The organism is Terrabacter sp. LjRoot27, assembly GCF_964254175.1.
Lineage (GTDB): Bacteria > Actinomycetota > Actinomycetes > Actinomycetales > Dermatophilaceae > Terrabacter.
Window position 1 is genome coordinate 2147293 of the sequence record NZ_CAXUSS020000001.1, and the last position, 20136, is coordinate 2167428.

The 20136-nt window shown below is 71.7% G+C and carries 19 protein-coding genes; 17 read left to right on the forward strand and 2 right to left on the reverse strand.

Going from position 1 to position 20136, the window contains the following annotated elements; genetic code table 11:
- The first annotated feature begins 75 nt into the window (after positions 1 to 75).
- The 8 genes from ACSQ2D_RS10080 to ACSQ2D_RS10115 all read left to right on the forward strand — a co-directional run bounded on the left by ACSQ2D_RS10080 (position 76) and on the right by ACSQ2D_RS10115 (position 9703).
- The gene (locus ACSQ2D_RS10080; protein WP_435985816.1) at positions 76 to 495 is read left to right on the forward strand and encodes a hypothetical protein; all 420 of its coding nucleotides are present in this window, start codon (positions 76 to 78) and stop codon (positions 493 to 495) included.
- Positions 496 to 533: 38 nt separating this feature from the next.
- Positions 534 to 1640, forward strand: a complete 1107-nt coding sequence (locus ACSQ2D_RS10085) for a hypothetical protein (protein ID WP_435985817.1) — start codon at positions 534 to 536, stop codon at positions 1638 to 1640.
- Positions 1641 to 1821: 181 nt separating this feature from the next.
- On the forward strand, positions 1822 to 2247 hold the full coding sequence (locus ACSQ2D_RS10090) for an acyl-CoA thioesterase (RefSeq protein WP_435985818.1): 426 nt from the start codon (positions 1822 to 1824) through the stop codon (positions 2245 to 2247).
- 79 nt (positions 2248 to 2326) lie between these two features.
- Positions 2327 to 2782: an Hcp family type VI secretion system effector gene (locus ACSQ2D_RS10095; RefSeq protein WP_435985819.1), complete on the forward strand. Its 456-nt coding sequence runs from the start codon at positions 2327 to 2329 to the stop codon at positions 2780 to 2782.
- The gene (locus tag ACSQ2D_RS10100; protein ID WP_435985820.1) at positions 2752 to 4113 is read left to right on the forward strand and encodes a methyltransferase domain-containing protein; all 1362 of its coding nucleotides are present in this window, start codon (positions 2752 to 2754) and stop codon (positions 4111 to 4113) included. The genes ACSQ2D_RS10095 and ACSQ2D_RS10100 overlap by 31 nt, the downstream gene beginning before the upstream one ends.
- A gap of 97 nt (positions 4114 to 4210) precedes the next feature.
- Positions 4211 to 7015, forward strand: coding sequence for an aconitate hydratase AcnA (gene acnA, locus ACSQ2D_RS10105; RefSeq protein WP_435985821.1), 2805 nt, complete (start codon positions 4211 to 4213; stop codon positions 7013 to 7015).
- Positions 7016 to 7140: 125 nt separating this feature from the next.
- Positions 7141 to 8292 (forward strand): peptidase C39 family protein, encoded by a 1152-nt coding sequence (locus ACSQ2D_RS10110; RefSeq protein WP_435985822.1) that lies wholly within the window; start codon positions 7141 to 7143, stop codon positions 8290 to 8292.
- A 115-nt stretch (positions 8293 to 8407) separates the two neighbouring features.
- A complete protein-coding gene (locus tag ACSQ2D_RS10115) occupies positions 8408 to 9703 on the forward strand; it encodes a peptidase C39 family protein (protein ID WP_435985823.1) in 1296 nt (431 codons plus the stop codon).
- Between the two features lie 34 nt (positions 9704 to 9737).
- Here the strand turns inward: ACSQ2D_RS10115 and ACSQ2D_RS10120 are convergent, their stop codons facing one another.
- Positions 9738 to 10508, reverse strand: a complete 771-nt coding sequence (locus ACSQ2D_RS10120; RefSeq protein ID WP_435985824.1) for a VOC family protein — start codon at positions 10506 to 10508, stop codon at positions 9738 to 9740.
- Positions 10509 to 10539: 31 nt separating this feature from the next.
- On the opposite strand from ACSQ2D_RS10120, the gene ACSQ2D_RS10125 reads away from it, so the two are divergent.
- From ACSQ2D_RS10125 to ACSQ2D_RS10135, 3 genes are all read left to right on the forward strand, one after another.
- On the forward strand, positions 10540 to 10932 hold the full coding sequence (locus ACSQ2D_RS10125; RefSeq protein ID WP_435985825.1) for a hypothetical protein: 393 nt from the start codon (positions 10540 to 10542) through the stop codon (positions 10930 to 10932).
- Between the two features lie 144 nt (positions 10933 to 11076).
- Positions 11077 to 12942 carry a 1-deoxy-D-xylulose-5-phosphate synthase gene (dxs, locus tag ACSQ2D_RS10130; protein WP_435985826.1) on the forward strand — a complete coding sequence of 622 codons (1866 nt, stop codon included), beginning with the start codon at positions 11077 to 11079 and terminating at the stop codon, positions 12940 to 12942.
- A gap of 1 nt (position 12943) precedes the next feature.
- Entirely contained in the window at positions 12944 to 13261 is a 318-nt protein-coding gene (locus tag ACSQ2D_RS10135) for a hypothetical protein (RefSeq protein WP_435985827.1), read from the forward strand.
- 140 nt (positions 13262 to 13401) lie between these two features.
- On the opposite strand, the gene ACSQ2D_RS10140 is transcribed toward ACSQ2D_RS10135, so the two are convergent.
- Positions 13402 to 14229, reverse strand: coding sequence for a carbon-nitrogen hydrolase family protein (locus tag ACSQ2D_RS10140; protein WP_435985828.1), 828 nt, complete (start codon positions 14227 to 14229; stop codon positions 13402 to 13404).
- A 188-nt stretch (positions 14230 to 14417) separates the two neighbouring features.
- On the opposite strand from ACSQ2D_RS10140, the gene ACSQ2D_RS10145 reads away from it, so the two are divergent.
- From ACSQ2D_RS10145 to ACSQ2D_RS10170, 6 genes are read left to right on the forward strand one after another with little or no spacing between them, the layout of a single operon-like run.
- Positions 14418 to 15638, forward strand: coding sequence for a substrate-binding domain-containing protein (locus ACSQ2D_RS10145; protein WP_435985829.1), 1221 nt, complete (start codon positions 14418 to 14420; stop codon positions 15636 to 15638).
- Between the two features lie 16 nt (positions 15639 to 15654).
- The gene (locus ACSQ2D_RS10150) at positions 15655 to 16389 is read left to right on the forward strand and encodes an ABC transporter ATP-binding protein (protein WP_435985830.1); all 735 of its coding nucleotides are present in this window, start codon (positions 15655 to 15657) and stop codon (positions 16387 to 16389) included.
- Positions 16386 to 17138: an ABC transporter ATP-binding protein gene (locus ACSQ2D_RS10155; protein WP_435985831.1), complete on the forward strand. Its 753-nt coding sequence runs from the start codon at positions 16386 to 16388 to the stop codon at positions 17136 to 17138. Before ACSQ2D_RS10150 ends, ACSQ2D_RS10155 begins: the two co-directional genes overlap by 4 nt.
- The gene (locus ACSQ2D_RS10160; RefSeq protein ID WP_435985832.1) at positions 17135 to 18019 is read left to right on the forward strand and encodes a branched-chain amino acid ABC transporter permease; all 885 of its coding nucleotides are present in this window, start codon (positions 17135 to 17137) and stop codon (positions 18017 to 18019) included. The genes ACSQ2D_RS10155 and ACSQ2D_RS10160 overlap by 4 nt, the downstream gene beginning before the upstream one ends.
- A complete protein-coding gene (locus ACSQ2D_RS10165; RefSeq protein ID WP_435985833.1) occupies positions 18016 to 19161 on the forward strand; it encodes a branched-chain amino acid ABC transporter permease in 1146 nt (381 codons plus the stop codon). The genes ACSQ2D_RS10160 and ACSQ2D_RS10165 overlap by 4 nt, the downstream gene beginning before the upstream one ends.
- On the forward strand, positions 19158 to 20087 hold the full coding sequence (locus ACSQ2D_RS10170) for an alpha/beta fold hydrolase (RefSeq protein WP_435985834.1): 930 nt from the start codon (positions 19158 to 19160) through the stop codon (positions 20085 to 20087). The genes ACSQ2D_RS10165 and ACSQ2D_RS10170 overlap by 4 nt, the downstream gene beginning before the upstream one ends.
- Positions 20088 to 20136: the final 49 nt, after the last annotated feature.

A 20136-nucleotide genomic window follows, 5' to 3' on the forward strand; every position in this document is an offset into this window, starting at 1 on the left:
GATCCCCCTGACGTCTTCGACGCGCTGCCGCCGGTCGCGCAGGCAGCCGTGGTGTGTCGCGTGGTGCCGGAGCGGTTGCGCAGTCTCGACACGGCCGGCGCCGAGGCGGTCCTCGCCGTCACACAGCGCGCGATGAACGTCCTCGGCGCCGTCCAGGATCTCGCGCTGGCCGCCTGCGTCCGCCGTCAGGAGCTCGACCTCGCCGACCTCGACGGGGACTGGTCCGACGGTTCCGAGTTCCGCCCGTCGTCGGTGAAGATCGTGGCCTCGAGCGTCGCGCCCATCCTGCGCTCGACCCCACGTGGCGCCGAGTGGCGGGTCGCCGACGCGCTCTGCCTCGTCGAGGACCTCCCGCGCACCCTCGCCGCCGCGCGGACGGGCACCTCAGCCAGCGGCAGACCGCCGTCGTGGTGGACCAGGCGGGCCTCGTCGCGGTCGGTGCCCGTCCGATCTTCGAGGCCGTCGTCATGGAGGGAGGCGGGGCGGAGTCGCTGACACCGGCTCGGCTCCGTCGGCAGTGCGAGCGTGCCGCCATGGCGACCGATCCGTCCTCCGTTCGGTGCCGATCGGAGCACGCCCTCCGTGACCGCTTCGTGCGGGTGGAGCCGGGTCTCGATCCCGGCACGACATGGTGGAAGGCCTCGCTGCCGGCGCGGGACTCGATGCAGGCGTGGGGTGCCGTCGACGAGCTGGCGCACGAGTACGTGCGCGCCGACCCTGCCCGGTCGATCGACCAGGCTCGCGCTGACGCCTTCCTCGATCTTCTCCTCGGCAGCGCCCAGGTGTCCACCACCGTCGAGCTGGTCGTGCCCACCTTCGTCGGTCCCGCGTCGGACGACCGGCGTGGCGTCGCGCTCCGTGGCCCGGACGAGGCCGCGGCAGTGCCCTCCGCCATCCCGGCGGCCGACGTGCGACCCAGCGCCCCGTCCCGCCGACCACGTCCGGGAGATGGGCCGAGCCGGTCGTCATCCGTCGATGTCGGGGCGTTCGACCTGGCACACATCACCGGTCCGCGCCTCGCACCGGAGCATGCGATCGGGTCAGAGCTCTTCGGGCTCGGGTCTGCGCCGCGTGCCGGATGCGACGCCGACCCGGCAGCCGCCGGGGCGTTGCTCGCGCACCAGGCAGCAATGCCCGTCACGGTGACAGGAGCGGTCGAGGACGCGGCGAGCCCCCAGCGTCTCCCGGGCGAACGATGGCGACCACCGAAGCTCGGTGTCCGACATCCACGGTTCGGCTGGATGCTCGCACCCGTGCTGGCAGAGGTGCTGTCAGACCCCGATGTCGTGCTGCGCGTGAGCCGAGCCGACGCGCTGACCGGTGTCACTGTGGCGCGCGATCCCGCTACCTACCGGCCCAACGCTGCTCTGGCGCAACGTGTTCGGGACCGCGATCGGACGTGTCGCTTCCCGGGGTGCGGCGTCGCCGCGCGCCGGTGCGACCTCGACCACGTGGTGCGCTTCCCCGACGGCTCGACCACCGAGTGCAACCTCGTCTGCCTGTGCCGCACCCACCACGGCTTCAAGCACCATGCCGGATGGACGTTGACGATGGACGCCGACGGCACGTGCACGTGGACCGCACCCACGGGGCGCTGCCACGTGACCCGTCCGGCTGACGTGAGGCTCGACGCTGCCTAGGTCGCGACCGTCAGCGATCGGCGAGCACGGAGATCACGACGCCAAGGGTCCGTGCACCTGTGGGCTTCCCTCGCGCCCGCCGGAGCACTCACGCGCCGGCAGTTTCGGCCAGCACGTGGCTGACGGAGCACCTGAGGGACCTGACGACCAGAGCAGGTGGCCGTCGCGAGAGCATGGGGCCATGTCGTTCAGCTACCCCGTGGCCGTGAAGTTCTCCGAGATCGATCTCGCCGGCGTCGTCTTCAACTCGCACTACCTGACGTGGTGCGAGGACGCGAAGATGGCCTTCCTCGACCACCTCGGCTACGGGCCCTACCGCTTCGCCGACGAGCACCGGCTCGCCCTCGTCCGGCACGCGGAGATCGACTGGACCGCGAGCCTCAAGCCTCTCGACCACGCCGACATCCGTGTCGTCGTCGACCGGATCGGCACGTCGTCGTTCACGCTCCGGCACGAGATCTGGCGACGGGGCGAGCAGCCCCTGCTCACGGCCACGTGCGTCATCACCTACGTCTGGTTCGACACCGAGGCCGGCGCCAAGGCCGAGCTCGACCCCCACTTCCGTGAGGCGCTGACGGGCGAGGGCGCCGGCGACGGTCCCGCCTGAAGGCCTTCTGGCGCGGGCCCCGCGGTGCTAGCGTCGAAAGACGTGCTCGGCATCGGGTGGAGGCGACATGGATGCGTTCATGAGGTTCGACGGCATCGAGGGCAGCAGCCAGAGCAAGGACCACAAGGGGGCGATCGACGTGGTCTCGTGGAACTGGGGCGTGACGACCCCGACGAACGGCTCGGGCAGTGGCGGCGCGGCCGGCCGGCCGCGTGCCCACGAGTTCCGGATCGTCCACCGCTACGACCTCGCCTCGCCCCATCTGGCGTCCTTCGCAGCGACGGGCAAGCACCTCAAGGACGCGACGCTCAACGTCGCCCATCCCGGCGCGCACAAGGACTTCCTCACGGTGACGATGAAGGACCTCGTCGTGACCGAGGTGCTCGTCTCCGGTGAGGAGGACGACGTCGACGAGGAGGTGGCCCTCCAGCCTGCGTGGATCCGCTTCGACTATGCCGAGCCCGGTCCCGGCGGCGGCGCGAGCGGCCGAACGTCCAGCGTCACGTGGGACATCCGATCCAACAAGATGGGCTGACCAGCGGCCCGGGTGGCGACGGGCACCGCGTCGGACCGGACGACGCGCTCGAACGGGCGCTGGCGCGGCTGCGCGCCGGTGACGGGCCGGGAGCCGAGGAGGCGCTCGCCGGTGTGACGGGGGCGCACGACGACGTCCGCGTCCTGCACCTGCGAGCCGTCGCGGCACACCTGTGTCGAGACGACTCCGCCGCTGAACGGCTCATGTCCGAGGCGCTCTCGGCGGTCACGGACCCGATGGTGCTCGCGAGCCTGCACAACGACCTCGGCAACATGCGCCTGGAGGTGGGGGACCCGGCGGGCGCGGTCACGTCGTACGAGGCCAGTCTCGCGGTCCACCCGACCGATGCCCCGACGTGGGCCAACCTCGCCACCGCACTGCGGCTCGCCGACGACCCGGCCGGTGCCGGGGACGCGGGCCTCCGGACCCTGGAGCTCGAGCCGCAGAGCTGGCGCGGGCGGGGCGCCGTGACCGCTGCCGTGCTGGCCCTGACGGCGCGTGACCGTGAGACCGAGGCCCTCGACCTCGTGCGGCGGTGGGTGCGGCTCGACCCCGACGACCCGGGTGCCCGGCACCGTCTGGCCGCCCTGGGCGGGCTGCCTGCCCCGGACCGCGCGCCGGACGACTACGTCGAGTCGCTCTTCGACGCCACCGCCGACGCGTTCGACCCGCACCTCGCGGGTCTCGGCTACCGGGCGCCGGAGCTCGTCGTGGACCGGGTCGCCGAGCTCCTCGGCGAACCCGTGGCTGACCTCGACGTGGCCGACCTCGGCTGCGGCACGGGTCTCGTCGGCGCGCTAGTGCGTTCCTGGGCGCGCACCCTCGCCGGCTGCGACCTGTCGCTGAACATGCTCCGGCACGCGCAGGTGCGCGGCTGCTACGACGTCCTGCAGCGCAGCGAGCTCAGCGCGTTCCTCCGCGCCCAGCCCACGGCATACGACCTCCTCGTCTGCGCGGACACTCTCTGCTACCTCGGCGACCTCGGCGCGACGACGGCGGCGGCAGCGCGGGCGCTGCGGCCGGGCGGCACCCTCGTCGCGACCGTCGAGCGGCTCGTCGACCCGGTGGGGGACTGGCGGCTGACGCCGTCGGGACGCTACGCGCACGGCGAGGGGTACCTGCGGTCCGTCAGCGCCGCCGCGGGTCTGGCCGACGTGGAGGTGACCCGTGTCCACCTCCGCCTCGAGGCCGGCGTCCCGGTCGAGGGACTGCTCTGGTCGGCACGCCGATCCGGGCCCGGGCAGCGGTCCGACCAGCGGTCGGGCGGGTACGCGACAGGGGCGCGACAGGGGGCGACAACGACGCGAGCGGAGGGAAGGATGGGCGGGTAGGGGTGGACTGACAAGGACGGACGCGTGTGGTTAGATATATCTTGACGTCAAGATAAATCGAGCACCGTGACATCAGAGTTGCTGGAAGGAGCCCGTCGTGGGCAGTGTTGACAGCTTCAAGGCCAAGGGGACCCTAGAGGTCGGTGGCCAGTCCTACGAGATCTACCGCCTCGCAGGGGTGAAGGGGCAGGAGACCCTGCCGTACAGCCTCAAGGTCCTCCTCGAGAACCTCCTGCGCACCGAGGACGGCGCGAACATCACCGCCGACCACATCAACGCGGTCGGCTCGTGGGACGAGAACGCCGAGCCCGACACCGAGATCCAGTTCACGCCCGCGCGCGTGATCATGCAGGACTTCACCGGTGTGCCCTGTGTCGTCGACCTCGCGACGATGCGTGAGGCTGTCGCCACCCTCGGCGGCGACGCGGCCAAGATCAACCCGCTCGCGCCGGCCGAGCTCGTCATCGACCACTCCGTCATCATCGACGTCTTCGGCCGCGCCGACGCCTTCGAGCGCAACGTCGAGATCGAGTACCAGCGCAACCGCGAGCGCTACCAGTTCCTGCGCTGGGGCCAGACCGCGTTCGACGACTTCAAGGTCGTCCCGCCGGGCACCGGCATCGTCCACCAGGTCAACATCGAGCACCTCGCCCGCACCGTCATGGTCCGCGAGATCGACGGTGAGCGCGTCGCCTACCCCGACACCTGCGTCGGCACCGACTCGCACACGACGATGGTCAACGGCCTCGGCGTGCTCGGCTGGGGCGTCGGCGGCATCGAGGCCGAGGCGGCCATGCTCGGCCAGCCCGTCTCGATGCTCATCCCGCGCGTCGTCGGCTTCAAGCTGAGCGGCTCGATCCCCGTCGCCGCCACCGCCACCGACGTCGTCCTCACGATCACCGAGATGCTCCGCAAGCACGGCGTCGTCGGCAAGTTCGTCGAGTTCTACGGCGAGGGCGTCTCGCAGGTCCCGCTCGCCAACCGCGCCACCATCGGCAACATGAGCCCCGAGTTCGGCTCGACCTGCGCGATCTTCCCGATCGACGAGGTCACCCTCGACTACCTGCGCCTCACCGGCCGCTCCGACGAGAGCGTCGCGCTCGTCGAGGCGTACGCCAAGGAGCAGGGCATGTGGCTCAAGGCCGGTCCCGACCAGCCGGAGGCCCGCTACAGCGAGTACCTCGAGCTCGACCTCTCGACCGTCGTCCCGTCGATCGCCGGCCCCAAGCGTCCCCAGGACCGCATCGCGCTGACCGACGCCAAGGACGCCTTCCGCAAGGTGCTCCCGACCTACGTCGCGCACGAGGAGGGTGACGCGGGTGCAGCCTCGTCCTTCCCGGCGAGCGACCCGACCCCGCAGGGCACCGTCGAGGGCACGAACGGCGGCGACCGCCCAGCCGACTCCGGTGGCGTGAGCGGCCGCCCCTCGAAGAAGGTGTCGGTCACCGACGCCGAGGGCCGCGAGTTCGAGATCGACCACGGCATCGTCTCGATCGCCTCGATCACGAGCTGCACCAACACGTCCAACCCGTCGGTGATGATGGCGGCCGCGATGCTCGCCAAGAACGCCGTCGAGAAGGGCCTCTCGGTCGCGCCGTGGGTCAAGACGTCGATGGCACCGGGCTCGAAGGTCGTCACGGGCTACTACGACAAGGCCGGCATGTGGCCCTACCTCGAGAAGCTCGGCTTCCACCTCGTCGGCTACGGCTGCACGACGTGCATCGGCAACTCGGGCCCGCTCAACGAGGAGATCTCCAAGGCGATCAACGACAACGACCTCGCCGTCACGTCGGTCCTCTCGGGCAACCGCAACTTCGAGGGGCGCATCAACCCCGACGTGAAGATGAACTACCTCGCGAGCCCGCCGCTCGTCATCGCCTACGCCCTCGCCGGCACGATGGACTTCGACTTCGCGTCGCAGCCGCTCGGCCAGGACGAGGACGGCAAGGACGTCTTCCTCGAGGAGATCTGGCCGGCTCCCGCCGACGTCGAGCGCACCATCGCGAGCTCGATCAGCCAGGAGATGTTCACCGAGGACTACGCCGACGTCTTCGCGGGCGACGAGCGCTGGCAGTCGCTGCCGACCCCCGAGGGCGACACGTTCGCCTGGGACGCCGAGTCGACCTACGTCCGCAAGCCCCCGTACTTCGACGGCATGTCGATGGAGACGACGCCCGTCAGCGACATCGAGGGCGCCCGCGTCCTCGCCAAGCTGGGCGACTCCGTCACGACCGACCACATCAGCCCGGCCGGCGCCATCAAGAACGACAGCCCCGCGGGCAGGTACCTCGCCGAGCACGGCATCGAGCGCAAGGACTTCAACTCCTACGGCTCGCGGCGCGGCAACCACGAGGTCATGATCCGTGGCACGTTCGCCAACATCCGCCTGAAGAACCTCCTCCTCGACGGCGTCGAGGGCGGCTTCACCCGTGACTTCACCAAGGGCGGCGAGCAGACGACGATCTACGACGCCGCGCAGAGCTACGCCGAGGCCGGCACGCCGCTCGTCATCCTGTCGGGCAAGGAGTACGGCTCGGGCAGCTCGCGTGACTGGGCGGCCAAGGGCACGAGCCTGCTCGGCGTCAAGGCCGTCATCGCCGAGAGCTACGAGCGCATCCACCGCTCCAACCTCATCGGCATGGGCGTCATCCCGCTGCAGTACCCGGCCGGCCAGAACGCCGACTCGCTCGGCCTCGACGGCACCGAGACCTTCTCGGTCACCGGCATCACGGCGCTCAACGAGGGCACGACGCCCAAGACGGTCAAGGTCGTCGCCACCAAGGAGTCGGGCGAGACGGTCGAGTTCGACGCCGTCGTGCGCATCGACACCCCCGGTGAGGCCGACTACTACCGCAACGGCGGCATCCTCCAGTACGTCCTGAGGTCGCTCGTCAACAGCTGACCCGCAGCACGGCCCAGCAAGACGGGCCCGTATGCCGTACGCCACGGCATACGGGCCCGTCGCCGTGTGCGCGGGGCTGGGGACCCGGCCGGACGGCATACGCCCTCGGATGGCATGCTCGTCGCGTGAGCGAGCGACACGCTGTCCTGACCGTGTGGGAGACCGGCCTCGACTGGTCCCCGGCGCCTGATGTCGACGACGTGGACGTCCACGTCGACGGCGCCGAGCCGGTGACCTACCGCACGCGGTTCTGGGAGTCGTCGGTCGTCGAGTCGCCCTTCGCCGCAACGGAGCTCATCCCTTCGTGGAACGCCCGCACGCCGGCGGGCACCTGGCTCCACGTCGAGGGTCGCGTGGGCGACGCCGCCGGCTGGACGCCGTGGTTCACCTTCGCGCGGTGGGCCGAGGACGACCCGGCGGGGGAGTCGCCGATCACGCGGACCACGGTGCCCGGGCAGACCTTCGAGGCCGGGAGCGTCTCGACGGACACGTGGCTGTCGGCGCCCGGGCGGGGCGTCGACCGGTGGCAGCTGCGCCTCACGGCCCATGCGATCCCCGATGGCGACGTCGCCTGGCCGACCGTGACGCTCGTCGCCGGCGCGGCCTCACGCTTCGACATCACGCCCGACGAGCCCACGAGCCGGCCCGGCGTGGGATGCGGGCACGAGGTGGCGGTCCCACCCCACTCGCAGCGGCTGCACGTCGGCTCGTTCCCCGAGTGGGACAACGGCGGCCAGTCGTGGTGCTCACCGACGTCGACGACGATGCTCCTCGAGCACTGGGGGCGTGCGCCGGGACGCGACGAGACGTCGTGGGTCGGCCACGACACCGACCCCGAGGTCGTGCACGGCGTGCGACGCGTCTACGACCGCGCCTACGGCGGGGCGGGCAACTGGGCCTTCAACACGGCCTACGCCGGGGCGCGGGGTCTGCGCGCCTACGTGACACGCCTGCGCGACCTGACCGAGGCCGAGGCGTTCGTGGCGGCCGGCATCCCGCTCGTCGTGTCGGTGACCTTCCGTGAGGACGAGCTCGACGGGGCCGGCTACGAGACGAACGGTCACCTGCTGACGGTCGTCGGCTTCACGGCCGAGGGCGACGTCGTGTCCAACGACCCCAACTCGCACCGCATCGCGAGCAACGAGCAGGTGCGCACCGTGTACCGGCGCGACCAGTTCGAGCGGGTCTGGCTCGGTCCCAACGGGGGTCTGGCCTACGTCATGCACCCGCGCGAGGTCGCGCTGCCGTCACCGCCTGCCGAGCCGAACTGGCGCTGACCCGTCAATTTCCTGCGCGACGCGTCCTCATCGCGAGAATTTACGACGGGAAGCCCCCACGGGGCGAGGACCGGGTGTTGACTGGCCGCGCGATCCCCCTCCGGAAGGTGTGCCCATGCCCAGTCGCTCCACCGTCTCAGCCGTTCCGTTCCAGCCCAGCCGCCGCTCGCTGCTCGCCAGCGCCGCCGCCGGTGCCGCCCTCGTCGGCGTCTCCGCCACGCCGCGGGCCCGCGCCGCCGAGGCGAAGAAGGGCGCTGCCGAGCGACACGTCCACTACGCCTCGTGGTCCGGTGCCGACCTCGTCTTCGGACCGTTCGACCGGACCCTCGACTACACCGACCCCCACGCCACGGACGGCACGCCCGTCACCTACGAGGTCGCGACGTGGACCTCTCCCGTCGTCGCGCCCGGCTTCGGCCTGACCGAGCTCGTCGCCTCGTGGAACGCCGCGACGCCCGGGGACTCGTGGGTCGAGGTGCTGGTCCGTGGCACGAGCGCCGGCACGACGACCAAGGACTACGTGCTCGGGCGCTGGGCGGCCAAGGACCCCGCTGACGGTGGCGGCATCCACCGGACCTCCGTCGCCGGCCAGGGTGACACCGTGGCGACCGTCTACACCGACACCCTCGCCACGCGCACCGGCTTCACCCTGACGGACTGGCAGCTCGAGGTCCGCCTCATGCGTCCCCAGGGCACCACGGACACGCCGAGCGTGTCGGTCGTCGGGGCCATGGCGTCCGCGCTCCCCGACACGAAGAAGGTGCCGCGCAGCCCCAACGGGCCCGCCTGCGGCACGGTCCTCGACGTCCCCACCTACTCGCAGGAGGTGCACATCGGGCACTACCCGCAGTGGGACAACGGTGGCGAGGCCTGGTGCTCGCCGACGTCGACGTCGATGGTCGTCGCCTACTGGGGAGCCGGTCCCTCGACCGCCGAGACCGCGTGGGTCGACCCGCCGGTCGACGCCCAGGTCGACTTCACGGCCCGCAACGTCTTCGACTACACCTACGACGGCGCGGGCAACTGGCCCTTCAACACCGCGTACGCCGCCACCCGGGGAGACCTGCACGGCTTCGTCACGCGCCTGCGCACCCTCACCGAGGCGGAGGCCTTCATCGCCGCCGGCATCCCGCTCGTCGTGTCGGTGTCGTTCAAGAAGGGCGAGCTCAAGGGCGCCGGCTACGGCACGAACGGCCACCTCATGGTCGTCGTGGGCTTCACCGAGTCCGGTGACGTCGTGTGCAACGACCCGGCCTCGCACCTCGTCGCGAGCAACGACCAGGTGCGCGTCGTCTACGACCGCGAGCAGTTCGAGAACGTCTGGGCGCCGCACAGCGGGGGCATCGTCTACGTCATCCGGCCCGCAGGCCGGCCGCTGCCACCGGCCCCGGCGCACGAACCCAACTGGTGACCTGAGCCCGGGCGGACGCCCCGCCGCACGCTCGTCACCGACCGAGGCCGGACCTCGGGTCGCGGTCGGTGATGCAGTAGTGGGCGCCGGTCGGGTCGCGCAGCGTGGTCCAGCCGCCGCCGTGGTCGGCGACGACCGTCGCGCCGAGTCCGACGTGTCGGGAGACCTCGGTGGGACGGTCGTCGCAGGCCAGGTCGAGGTGCCCGGTGACCGGCCCGTGGGCCGGCTCGACGAGGCGTTGCAGCAGCAGCCGCACGGGGATCCCGTCGGGGTGCACGAGGTGGTGGAACTCGGGGCGGCTCACCGACCCGCGCAGCGGCCAGCCGGTCAGCTCGGACCAGAACGTGCACTCGGCCTCGTAGGCCGCGGGCGGGATGTCGAGGCACACCTGGTCGACGACGCTCTCGTGCTCCTGGGGCCACCGGGTCGGCCAGGGACGCTGGGCGAGCGGCTCGTGGACGAAGCAGAAGACGAAGCCGCCGGGGGAGCGCAGCACGACGTAGCCGTGCTCCGAGCGGTGGACGACCTCGGCACCGTGGGCCTCGGCCCGCGCCGAGGACTGCTCCGGCGACGTGACGTGCAGGTCGAGGTGGACGCCGGGGGCGGTGTCACCGCCGTCGGCGTCCGTGCGCTGGATCTTGAGGTACGGGTCACCGACCGGAGGGAGCAGCGTCGTGAACTCCGCGTCGTCCCCGCGAGCCGGCGACACGGCATACCCCGTCACTGCAGACCAGAAGTGGGTGCCCGCCGCGTGGACGTCGGGCGGGAGGTCGAGGAAGGCCGTGACCCAGCTGACCGTCGTCATGGTCCGAGACTAGGCGAGGCAGACTGGGAGCATGCCGACTCCGACACCCTCCGAGTCTCGGGGGCACACCCCACCGGGGTGGCCGCCGGGCGTCCCGCCGGCCCACACCCCCGGCTGGGAGGACCGCGCCGTGCTGTGGCTGCTCGACCAGTGCCCACCGGACTACCGGGCGTATGCCGGGTGGCGGCGTCACCCGATCGCGCTCGCCTGGCTGGCCGGTCGGCACCTCGACGGGCAGGTGGTGGCCATGCGCGACGCGTGGCGCGAGGCTCGCGTCGCCATCGGGCCGCACGTGCCGGCCGACGCCCTCACCGAGATCCTCGGGCAGATCGAGGCCGAGGGGATCCGGCTGCTCGCCGCCTCGCGCTCGGCGCGGCTGCTGCACGAGGCTTTGCAGGGCAAGGTCTTCGCGCCCCGCCTCTGACGGGCGTCGGGGCGACCGTGTGGAGGTCGTGTGACGAGACCGACAGGGCCTCGTGCGCACGGTTGGGAGCCGCCGGACGTTGACCCGTAGACTCGATCGACCCCACCCCAGGGGATCGAGACACCACCGAGAGGACGAGGCAGCGTGGCCCTGCTGGAGACGATCACGAGCCCCGCGGCGCTCAAGGCGCTGCCGGCGACCCAGCTGCCGGCGCTGGCGGAGGAGATCCGCACCTTCCTCGTCACCGAGGTCTCCAAGACCGGTGGACACCTCGGCCCCAACCTCGGGGTCGTCGAGCTGACGATCGCGCTGCACCGGGTCTTCGACTCCCCGCGCGACACCCTCGTCTTCGACACGGGCCACCAGTCCTACGTGCACAAGCTGCTGACGGGGCGTCACGACTTCAGCAAGCTGAAGAAGCAGGGCGGACTGTCGGGCTACCCGAGCCGCGCCGAGTCCGAGCACGACGTCGTCGAGAACTCGCACGCCTCGACCGCGCTCTCGTGGGCCGACGGCATCGCCAAGGGCCGCCGACTGTCGGGGGAGGCCGACCGGCACACCGTCGCCGTCATCGGTGACGGCGCGCTGACCGGCGGCATGGCGTGGGAGGCGATCAACAACATCGCCGTCGACAAGACGCTCCCGCTCGTCATCGTCGTCAACGACAACGAGCGCTCCTACGCCCCGACCATCGGCGGCCTCGCCGACCACCTCGCGACGCTGCGCACGACGCGCGGCTACGAGCGCTTCCTCGACTGGGGCAAGCGCTCGCTCGCCAGGACGCCCGTCGTCGGCGGCGCGATGTTCGAGACGCTGCACGGCGTCAAGAAGGGCATCAAGGACATCGTCGCGCCGCAGGGGATGTTCGAGGACCTCGGCCTCAAGTACATCGGTCCCGTCGACGGCCACGACGAGCAGGCGCTCGAGCGGGCGCTGGGCAAGGCCAAGGACTTCGGCGGCCCCGTCATCGTCCACGTCATCACCCAGAAGGGCCGCGGCTACCAGCCCGCCATCGACGACGAGGCCGACCAGTTCCACGGCGTCGGCAAGTTCAACCCCGAGACCGGGCTGCCGTTCGAGGTGTCCGGGCGCATCTGGACCGACGAGTTCAACGAGGAGATGGTGGCCATCGGGCGCGACCGTCCCGATGTCGTCGCCCTCACCGCCGCCATGCTCATCCCGGTCGGCCTCGACGGCTTCGCCGCCGCCTACCCCGACCGCGTCTTCGACGTCGGCATCGCCGAGCAGCACGCCGTCACGATGGCGTCCGGGCTCGCGTATGCCGGCCTGCACCCGGTCGTCGCCGTCTACGCGACCTTCCTCAACCGGGCCTTCGACCAGCTCCTCATGGACTGCGCGCTCCACCGGGCCGGCATCACCCTCATCCTCGACCGGGCCGGCGTCACGGGCAGCGACGGCGCCTCGCACAACGGCATGTGGGACATGACGCTCACCTCGATCGTGCCCGGCCTGCGCCTGGCCGCGCCCCGCGACGGCGAGCAGGTCAAGCTCCAGCTGCGCGAGGCCGTCGACGTGTCCGACGGGCCGACCGTGATCCGCTTCCCCAAGGGCGACGTCGGTGACCCGCTGACCGCGGTGCGCTCGATCGGTGACGTCGACGTGCTCTTCGAGAACGCCGGCGACGAGGTCGACCTGCTCGTCGTCGGCGTCGGTGCCTTCGCCGGGATGGCCATCGAGGCGGGCGAGAAGATCGCCGCCCACGGACGCACCGTCCGCGTCGTCGACCCGAGGTGGGTGCTGCCCGTGAGCGACGACGTCGTCGCGCTCGCCCTCCGGGCGAAGGCCGTGGCCGTCGTCGAGGACAACCTCGTCAGCGGCGGCGTCGGTGCGGCTGTCACGCTCGCGCTGCGCGAGGCGGACGTCGACGTGCCCGTGCACACCTACGGCATCCCCAAGCGTTTCCTCGACCACGCGTCGCGCGGGCAGATCCTCGAGGAGCTCGGCCTGACCGCCGACCAGGTCGTCGTCGACCTCGAGCCGAGGCTCTGACATGCAGGTCCGGGACGCAGCCGACGTGACCACCGCCCCCATCGCCGCCCTCGGACTCGTCGGTGGCTACGTCGTGGCCCGCGAGAGCGGCATCCGGCCCCTGGGTGGGGTCGTGCTCGGTGCGGCCGGCCTCTACGCCGGCCGCAGCTGGGTCGCCAAGGCCGGAGGAGCGGGCGCCGCGGGTCTCGCGGCGGTCTACCTCGGTGGTTTCGGCGCCTCGCACGTGCTCGCGAAGAAGATCGGCGCCTGGCCGTCGGTCCTCACCGTGGCCGCCGTCAGTGCTGCAGCGTCCTGGGTCGTCGCCGACCGCCGTCGCTGACGGCCCGACACCCGGGGCCGCCGACGAACGACCGTTGGTCGACTGCGCCGCGCGACACGCCGCACGACACGCCGCGACGTGGCTGCCACTGCGACCAACGGTCGTCGGTGTGCGCCGGTGTCGCGTCGCCGGGAGCTGCCTCAGAACTCGGTGCGCACTCGGCTGCGCTCGTCGACGACCCGGCGCTCGTCGTAGATGTGGCCCGCGCGCGCGGAGGCCCGCCACGGCCGAGCGAGGTCGAGGGCGCCGCGCAGCGCCGGGTCCCGGCGATCCAGCGCTGTGACGACCAGCCCCGGATCGCTGCCCACGTCGCCGAGCCACTCGCCGTGCGGCCCGATCAGCCCGGAGTGGAACAGGTGCGTCGTCTGCGCCGGCACCGACAGGCTCACCCAGTAGGTGTGGATCGCGGCGTAGGCGCGCGCCTTGGTCGCGAAGATCGAGTCGACCGGGTAGGCGGACAGCAGCAGGCAGTCGACGCCGAGCCGGTCGTACTCGGCGAACAGGTCGGAGAAGTTGATCTCGATGCAGATCGCCAGGCCGAAGCGGAAGCCGTCGACGTCGAGGACCACCGCGTCGAATCCCGGTGAGTAGAACCGGGTGAGCTCGGTGTGCGAGCACTTCCGCTTGTCGTAGCGGTCGACGAGCCTCCCCTCGTCCGAGATGACGTAGAGGCTGTTGTGCGGCCGGTGCGGCGCGGTCAACGGGTGGGCAGAGCCGAGCAACACCCAGATCCCGAGCTCGCCGGCGAGTGCGGCGACGTCCTCGAGCTCTCGGCGGACCAGCGCCCAGTCGACGGTGTCCCACGAGGACACGTCCTCCACCGCGTACCCCGACAGGAAGCCCTCGGGGAAGTGGGCGAGCCGCGCACCCGCGGCCGCGGCCTCCCGGAGCATGCGGCGCACCTCGGCACCGTTCGCCCGGGGATCGGACGACGAGGTGGGCTGGCAGGTGGCGATGGCAAGACTCATTCGCGCATCCTGTCAGGTGCGGCTCTCGCCCCGGTGGGTGGCGGCGAGACACATGCCCGGACCGTGTTTGTGGTCTCCGGTCCCACCGCCGGCCGTTCGAGGCTGAACTACTTTCGCCGAAACGGTTGGGCGTCAACGGATCTCGTTGCAGCAAAGGCGCGAGCGCCCGCCAGAGGTGGAGGACATCGGTGTCCAAGCGGTGGAGTCTCGCGCTCGCGAGCGCCATGATCACGCTGTCGGTCGCAGCCTGCGGCTCTCCCGGCCAGCCGGGTGCGCCGGCTGCCGACAACGGCACCGGGGCTGCCTCGGGTGGTGCCGGCGCCCCGTACAAGGTGGGACTCGTCTACTCCAAGTCGGGCCCGCTGGCCAGCTACGGCGAGCAGTACCGCCAGGGCCTCACAGCCGGCATCGACTACGCCACCAAGGGCACCGGTGCGGTCGCGGGCCACACGATCCAGATCACCGAGCAGGACGATGCCGGTGACCCGGCCAAGGCCGTGGCGTCGGCGACCGACCTCATCGGGCAGGGCAACACGATCATCGCGGGATCGACGTCGAGCGGCGTGGCCCTGCAGGTCGCACCGCTGGCCAAGGACAACAAGGTGCTCTTCATCTCGGGGCCGGCCGCCGCCGACGCCGTGACCGGCGCCAACCGCTACACCTTCCGGTCGGGTCGCCAGACCTACCAGGACGTCGCGACCGCGGGCACCATCCTCGGCGACGTCAAGGGCAAGAAGGTGACGGTGCTCGCCCAGGACAGCGCCTTCGGCAAGGCCAACATCGCCGCCGTCACGGCCATCCTCGGCGCCAAGGGCGCGACGGTCAGCGCCGTCGAGGTCCCCTCGGCCGCGACCGACCTGACCCCGTTCGCGACGAAGGTCAAGGGCGCCGCCCCCGACCTGCTCTTCGTGGCCTGGGCCGGTGCCAACGCGACAGCGATGTGGACCACCCTCGGCCAGCAGGGCGTCTTCGACTCCACGAAGGTCGTCACCGGGCTCGACATCAAGGCCACCCACGCGCTCTTCGGCGAGGTCGCGACGAAGATCAACTTCCTCTCGCACTTCTTCGAGGGCGCCGCGGACAACGCGGCCTACCAGGCGCTCGACGCGGGCCTGAAGAAGCAGGGTGCGAGCGTCGACCTCTTCACCACCGACGGCTTCGTCGCGGGCCAGATGATCGTCCACGCGCTGGAGGCCGGTGGTGACGACGTCGAGAAGATGGTGACCTCCCTCGAGGGCTGGACGTTCGACGGGCCCAAGGGCTCGCTCGAGATCCGCGCGGAGGACCACGCGCTCCTGCAGCCGATGTTCACGGCGACCCTGAAGAAGGACGGCAGCAACGTCGTGCCGCAGCTCGTCGACACGCTCGACGCGGCCACCGTCGCACCACCCGTCACCCCCTTCAAGTGATCGGACACCCTCCGTCGTGATCAGCGCAGAGGCCGTCGGCTGGAAGGTCGGTGGCGCCCAGATCCTCGACGACGTCTCCCTGACCGTGGGGGCCGGTGAGCTGCTCGGCATCATCGGCCCCAACGGCGCGGGCAAGTCGTCGCTCGTCAACATCCTCAGCGGGGTGACCAAGCCGTCCGCCGGCCGGATCACGCTGCAGGACAAGGATGTCACCGGGGCGAGCGCCACGCGGCGCGCGCGCCTGGGGCTGGCGCGCTCCTTCCAGACGTCGGCGCTCTTCGACGGCCTGACGGCAGGGGAGAACGTCCGTCTCGCCATCCAGGCCTCATGCTCGGCGGCGTTCTCACCCTTCCGCGCCGCCGGCTCGGCGTCGTCAGGAGCCATCGAGACCCTCCTCACCCGGGTGCGTATGCCGGGTCGCGCGCCCACGCTCGCCCGTGACCTCTCGCACGGCGACCGTCGCAAGCTCGAGCTCGCGATGGCGCTCGCCTCCGAGCCCGCGGTGCTCCTCCTCGACGAGCCGATGGCGGGGGTGTCCGCCGAGGACGTCGACGGCCTGAGCGAGATCATCGGCGAGGTCCGCGACTCGGGAGTCGCCGTCGCGATGGTCGAGCACCACATGCACGTCGTGCTCGGACTCGCCGACCGCGTCGCCGTCCTGCACCACGGGCAGCTGCTCGCCGTCGGCGCCCCGACCGAGGTGACCGCCGACGAGCGTGTCCAGCAGGCCTATCTGGGAGAAGCGCTGTGACCGAACGCAACCCGTCCGCACCCGAGTCGTCGCCGCCAGCTCCCGTGCTGACGCTCGAGGACGTCCACGTCCGCTACGGCGGGTCCCACATCCTCCAGGGCGTGTCGTTCGACGTGCCCGCCACCGGTGTCACGGCGCTGCTCGGCCGCAACGGCGTGGGCAAGACGACGACCCTGAGGTCGATCATCGGACTCGCCCCGCGCAGCGGCCGGATCCTGCTCGAGGGCAGGGAGATCCAGGGCCAGACCACGGCCCGCATCGTCCGCGGCGGCATCGGCTACGTCCCCGAGGACCGGGAGGTCTTCGGCGGCCTCACCGTCGAGGAGAACCTGCGCCTCGTCGACCCCGACCGTGGCGTGGACGCGCCCGTCGTGGCCCGGCTCTTCCCGGACCTCGTGACCCGGCGTGGCCAGCGTGCCGGCACGCTCTCGGGTGGTCAGCAGCAGATGGTGTCCTTGGCCCGGGTGCTGCTCCGCGAGAACGCCCTCCTGCTCGTCGACGAACCCACGAAGGGGCTCGCTCCCAAGCTCGTCACCGAGGTGGCGGACGTGCTCGCCGAGGTGGCCAGAACCACCCCGATCCTGCTCGTCGAGCAGAACCTCCCGCTCGTGCGCCGCATCGCGGACCGGGTCGTCGTCCTGGACGCCGGGTCGGTCGTGCACCGCGGTGCCGCGGCCGACCTCGTCGCGGACGCGGACCTGACGCGCGAGCTGCTCGGGGTCTCGATGCGACGGGAGGGCGCGGCATGAGCGACCTCGTCCTGCTCCTGGTCACGGGCCTCGGCCTCGGCGCGCTCTACTTCATCGCCGCGAGCGGGCTCAGCCTCATCTACGGGCTCATGGGCGTGCTCAACTTCGCCCACGGCGTCTTCATGACGGCCGGGGCGTACGCCGCGTGGCTGACCATGGGTGCCCTGCCGGCCGCGTGGCCCGTGGCCGCCCGCCTCGGGGTCGGCATCCTCGGGGCGGTGGCCGTCGGAGCCGTGGTCGGGCTCGTCGTCGAGGTCGTGCTCATCCGGCCGCTCTACCGCCACCACATCCAGCAGGTCCTCGTCACGGTCGGTCTCTCGCTGGCGGGCGTGGCTGCTGCACAGGGGATCTGGGGTGCCGACCCTCGTCCGGTCGACAAGCCGCTGTGGATGAGCGGGACGACCGACGTCCTCGGCGCGCGGCTGCCCAACGACCGCTTCGTCTACGTGCTCGTCGCCCTCGCGCTCTTCGCCGGGCTGCTCGCGCTGCTGCACCTGACCCGCCTCGGCCTCGTGATCCGGGCCGGCGTCGAGAACCGGACGATGGTCGAGGCGCTCGGCATCAACGTGCAGCGGACCTTCACCACCGTCTTCGCCCTCGGCGGCGCCGCGGCAGGTCTCGCCGGGGTGCTCTACTCGCAGTACGCCGGGGCCGTCTCACCCGCGCAGGGCGGCTCGCTGCTCATCTTCGCCTTCATCGTCGTCGTCATCGGCGGCATGGGGTCGCTCACGGGCACCGCGGTCGCAGCCGTCGTCGTCGGGCTCGTCCAGCAGCTCGCCAACTACTACGCGGCGAGCGGGGTCGGCGACCTGTCGGTCGTGCTGCTCCTCGCGCTCGTGCTCCTGCTCCGACCGACCTCCCTGAAGGGAGCGACGGCATGACGTCGCCCACGGACCACCTGACGCACCCGCACCCGCCCTCGGTGTCACCGGACGGCAAGGACGAGGCGACGGGGACGCCGCCCTCGGCGTCGCGGGAGGGGCGCCACGTCGCGCGCCGCGTGCTGCGGGCGCTGCCCGTCGTCGTCGGCCTGACCGTGCTCGGCTACCTGCCCTACCTGCCGGTCGAGCTGCCGGGCATCCTGCCGGGGCGGGTCAACGGGCCCGGCGCGATGCAGCTGCTCGCGACCTGCCTCGTCGTCGGGGGCATCGCCCTGAGCTATGACGTCCTCTTCGGCCGCACGGGGCTGCTCAGCTTCGGGCACGCCCTCTTCGTCGCGTCCGGCAGCTACCTGCTGACGATCTCGCTCTCGACGTGGGCTCTGCCGCTTCCGGTCGCGGTGCTCGTCGCGCTGGCCCTGTCCACCCTGCTCGCCCTCGTCGTGGGTGGGATCGCCCTGCGCGTCGGCGGCATCGCGTTCGCCATGGTGACCCTGGCGTTCGCCCAGGCCGCCTCGATCATCGTCATGCGCAACCCGGGCGGCGTGACCGGCGGCGAGGAGGGACGTCCGCTCGACCGCGACGCCGTGCCGGACCTGCTCGTCGGTGTGGCCAACGCGCCCTACCGGTACTGGTTGGCGCTGGGCTTCGTCGTCGTGGCCTGGGTCGTCGTGACGCTCCTCGTGCGGTCGCGAGCCGGGCACGCGATGGCGGCCGTGCGCGAGAACGAGCAGCGTGCGTCCGTCCTCGGCTTCGGGACCTACCGCGTCAAGCTCCTCGCCATCGTCGTCGGCTCGTTCCTCGGCGCCCTCGGTGGGGTCGTCCACGCCCTCGTGCTCGGCGGCTCGAACCCGCACCTGACCACCTCGGAGTTCACCCTCTCGCTCCTCGTCATGGTCGTCCTCGGCGGCGCCGGCAGCCGCTGGGGTGCCCTCCTCGGCGGCGTGCTCTACACCTACGCCGACGCCCGGCTCGTCGAGGTGAGCAACGCCGCGTTCCTGCAGGACCTGCCTGTCGTCGTCCGCCAGGTGCTGTCGCAGCCCCTCTTCATCCTCGGCGTCTTCTTCGTCGTCGTGGTCTACTTCGCTCCGTCGGGCCTCACCGGGCTCGGCGGCAGACTGATCAGGAGGTTAGGGTCCAGATGAGCACCACACCGTCCGCGTTCGTCATCGAGCTGCCCGAGGGCAGCCTCGCCATCCACGACCTCAGCCTCGGCACCCCTCCTCCCGAGGCGCCCGTCGTGCTCGCCGTCCACGGCATCACCGCCAACGGCCTGTCGTGGCGCCGGGTCGCCGACGAGGTCGGCCGGCGCCACGGGCCCGGCGGTGTCCGCTTCCTGGCGCCGGACCTGCGCGGACGCGGTGACAGCCGGTCGGCCCCCGGACCCTACGGTCTCGGCACGCACGTGGACGACCTCACCTCCATCGCCACCGTGTTCGGCTCGGCCCCGGTGCTCGTCGGCCACTCCATGGGCGCCTTCGTCGCGGCCCTCGCCGCAGCCCGGCACCCCGAGCGGTTCCCGGCGGCCGTGCTCGTCGACGGCGGCCTCGCCTTCCCCGTGCCCGACGACCTCGACGTCGACTCCGCCCTCCAGTCGGTGATCGGGCCGGCCATGGACCGGCTGACGATGCGCTTCGCCGACCCCACGGCATACCTCGACTTCTGGTCGGGGCACCCCGCCCTCGGGCCGGTGCTGCACGGGCCGGGTGGCGACGCCGCCCGGGCCTACATCGAGCACGACCTCGTGCAGGACCCCGCGGACGGGCAGTGGCGCAGCACGTGCGTGCTCGAGGCCGTGCGCGCCGACGGCGCCGACGTCATGGCCGACCGGGAGACGCACGCGGGTCTCGCGACCGCGGTCGGGCAGGGTGTCCGGGCCGAGCTCGTGTGGGCCGAGCGAGGGCTGCTCGACGAGCCCCAAGGGCTCTACGACGAGTCACGGCTGGCGGCCCTGCAGCTGCCGGACGGTGTGCGGACGACCCGTGTCGATGCCAACCACTACGACGTCATCCTCGGCGACCGCGGCGTCGCGGCGGTCGCCGACGCCGTCGACCGTCTCCTCGTCGGCTGACCGCGAGAGCCGGGAGTTTCACCGTCTGCGGGTGATGTCCCGACCCCGC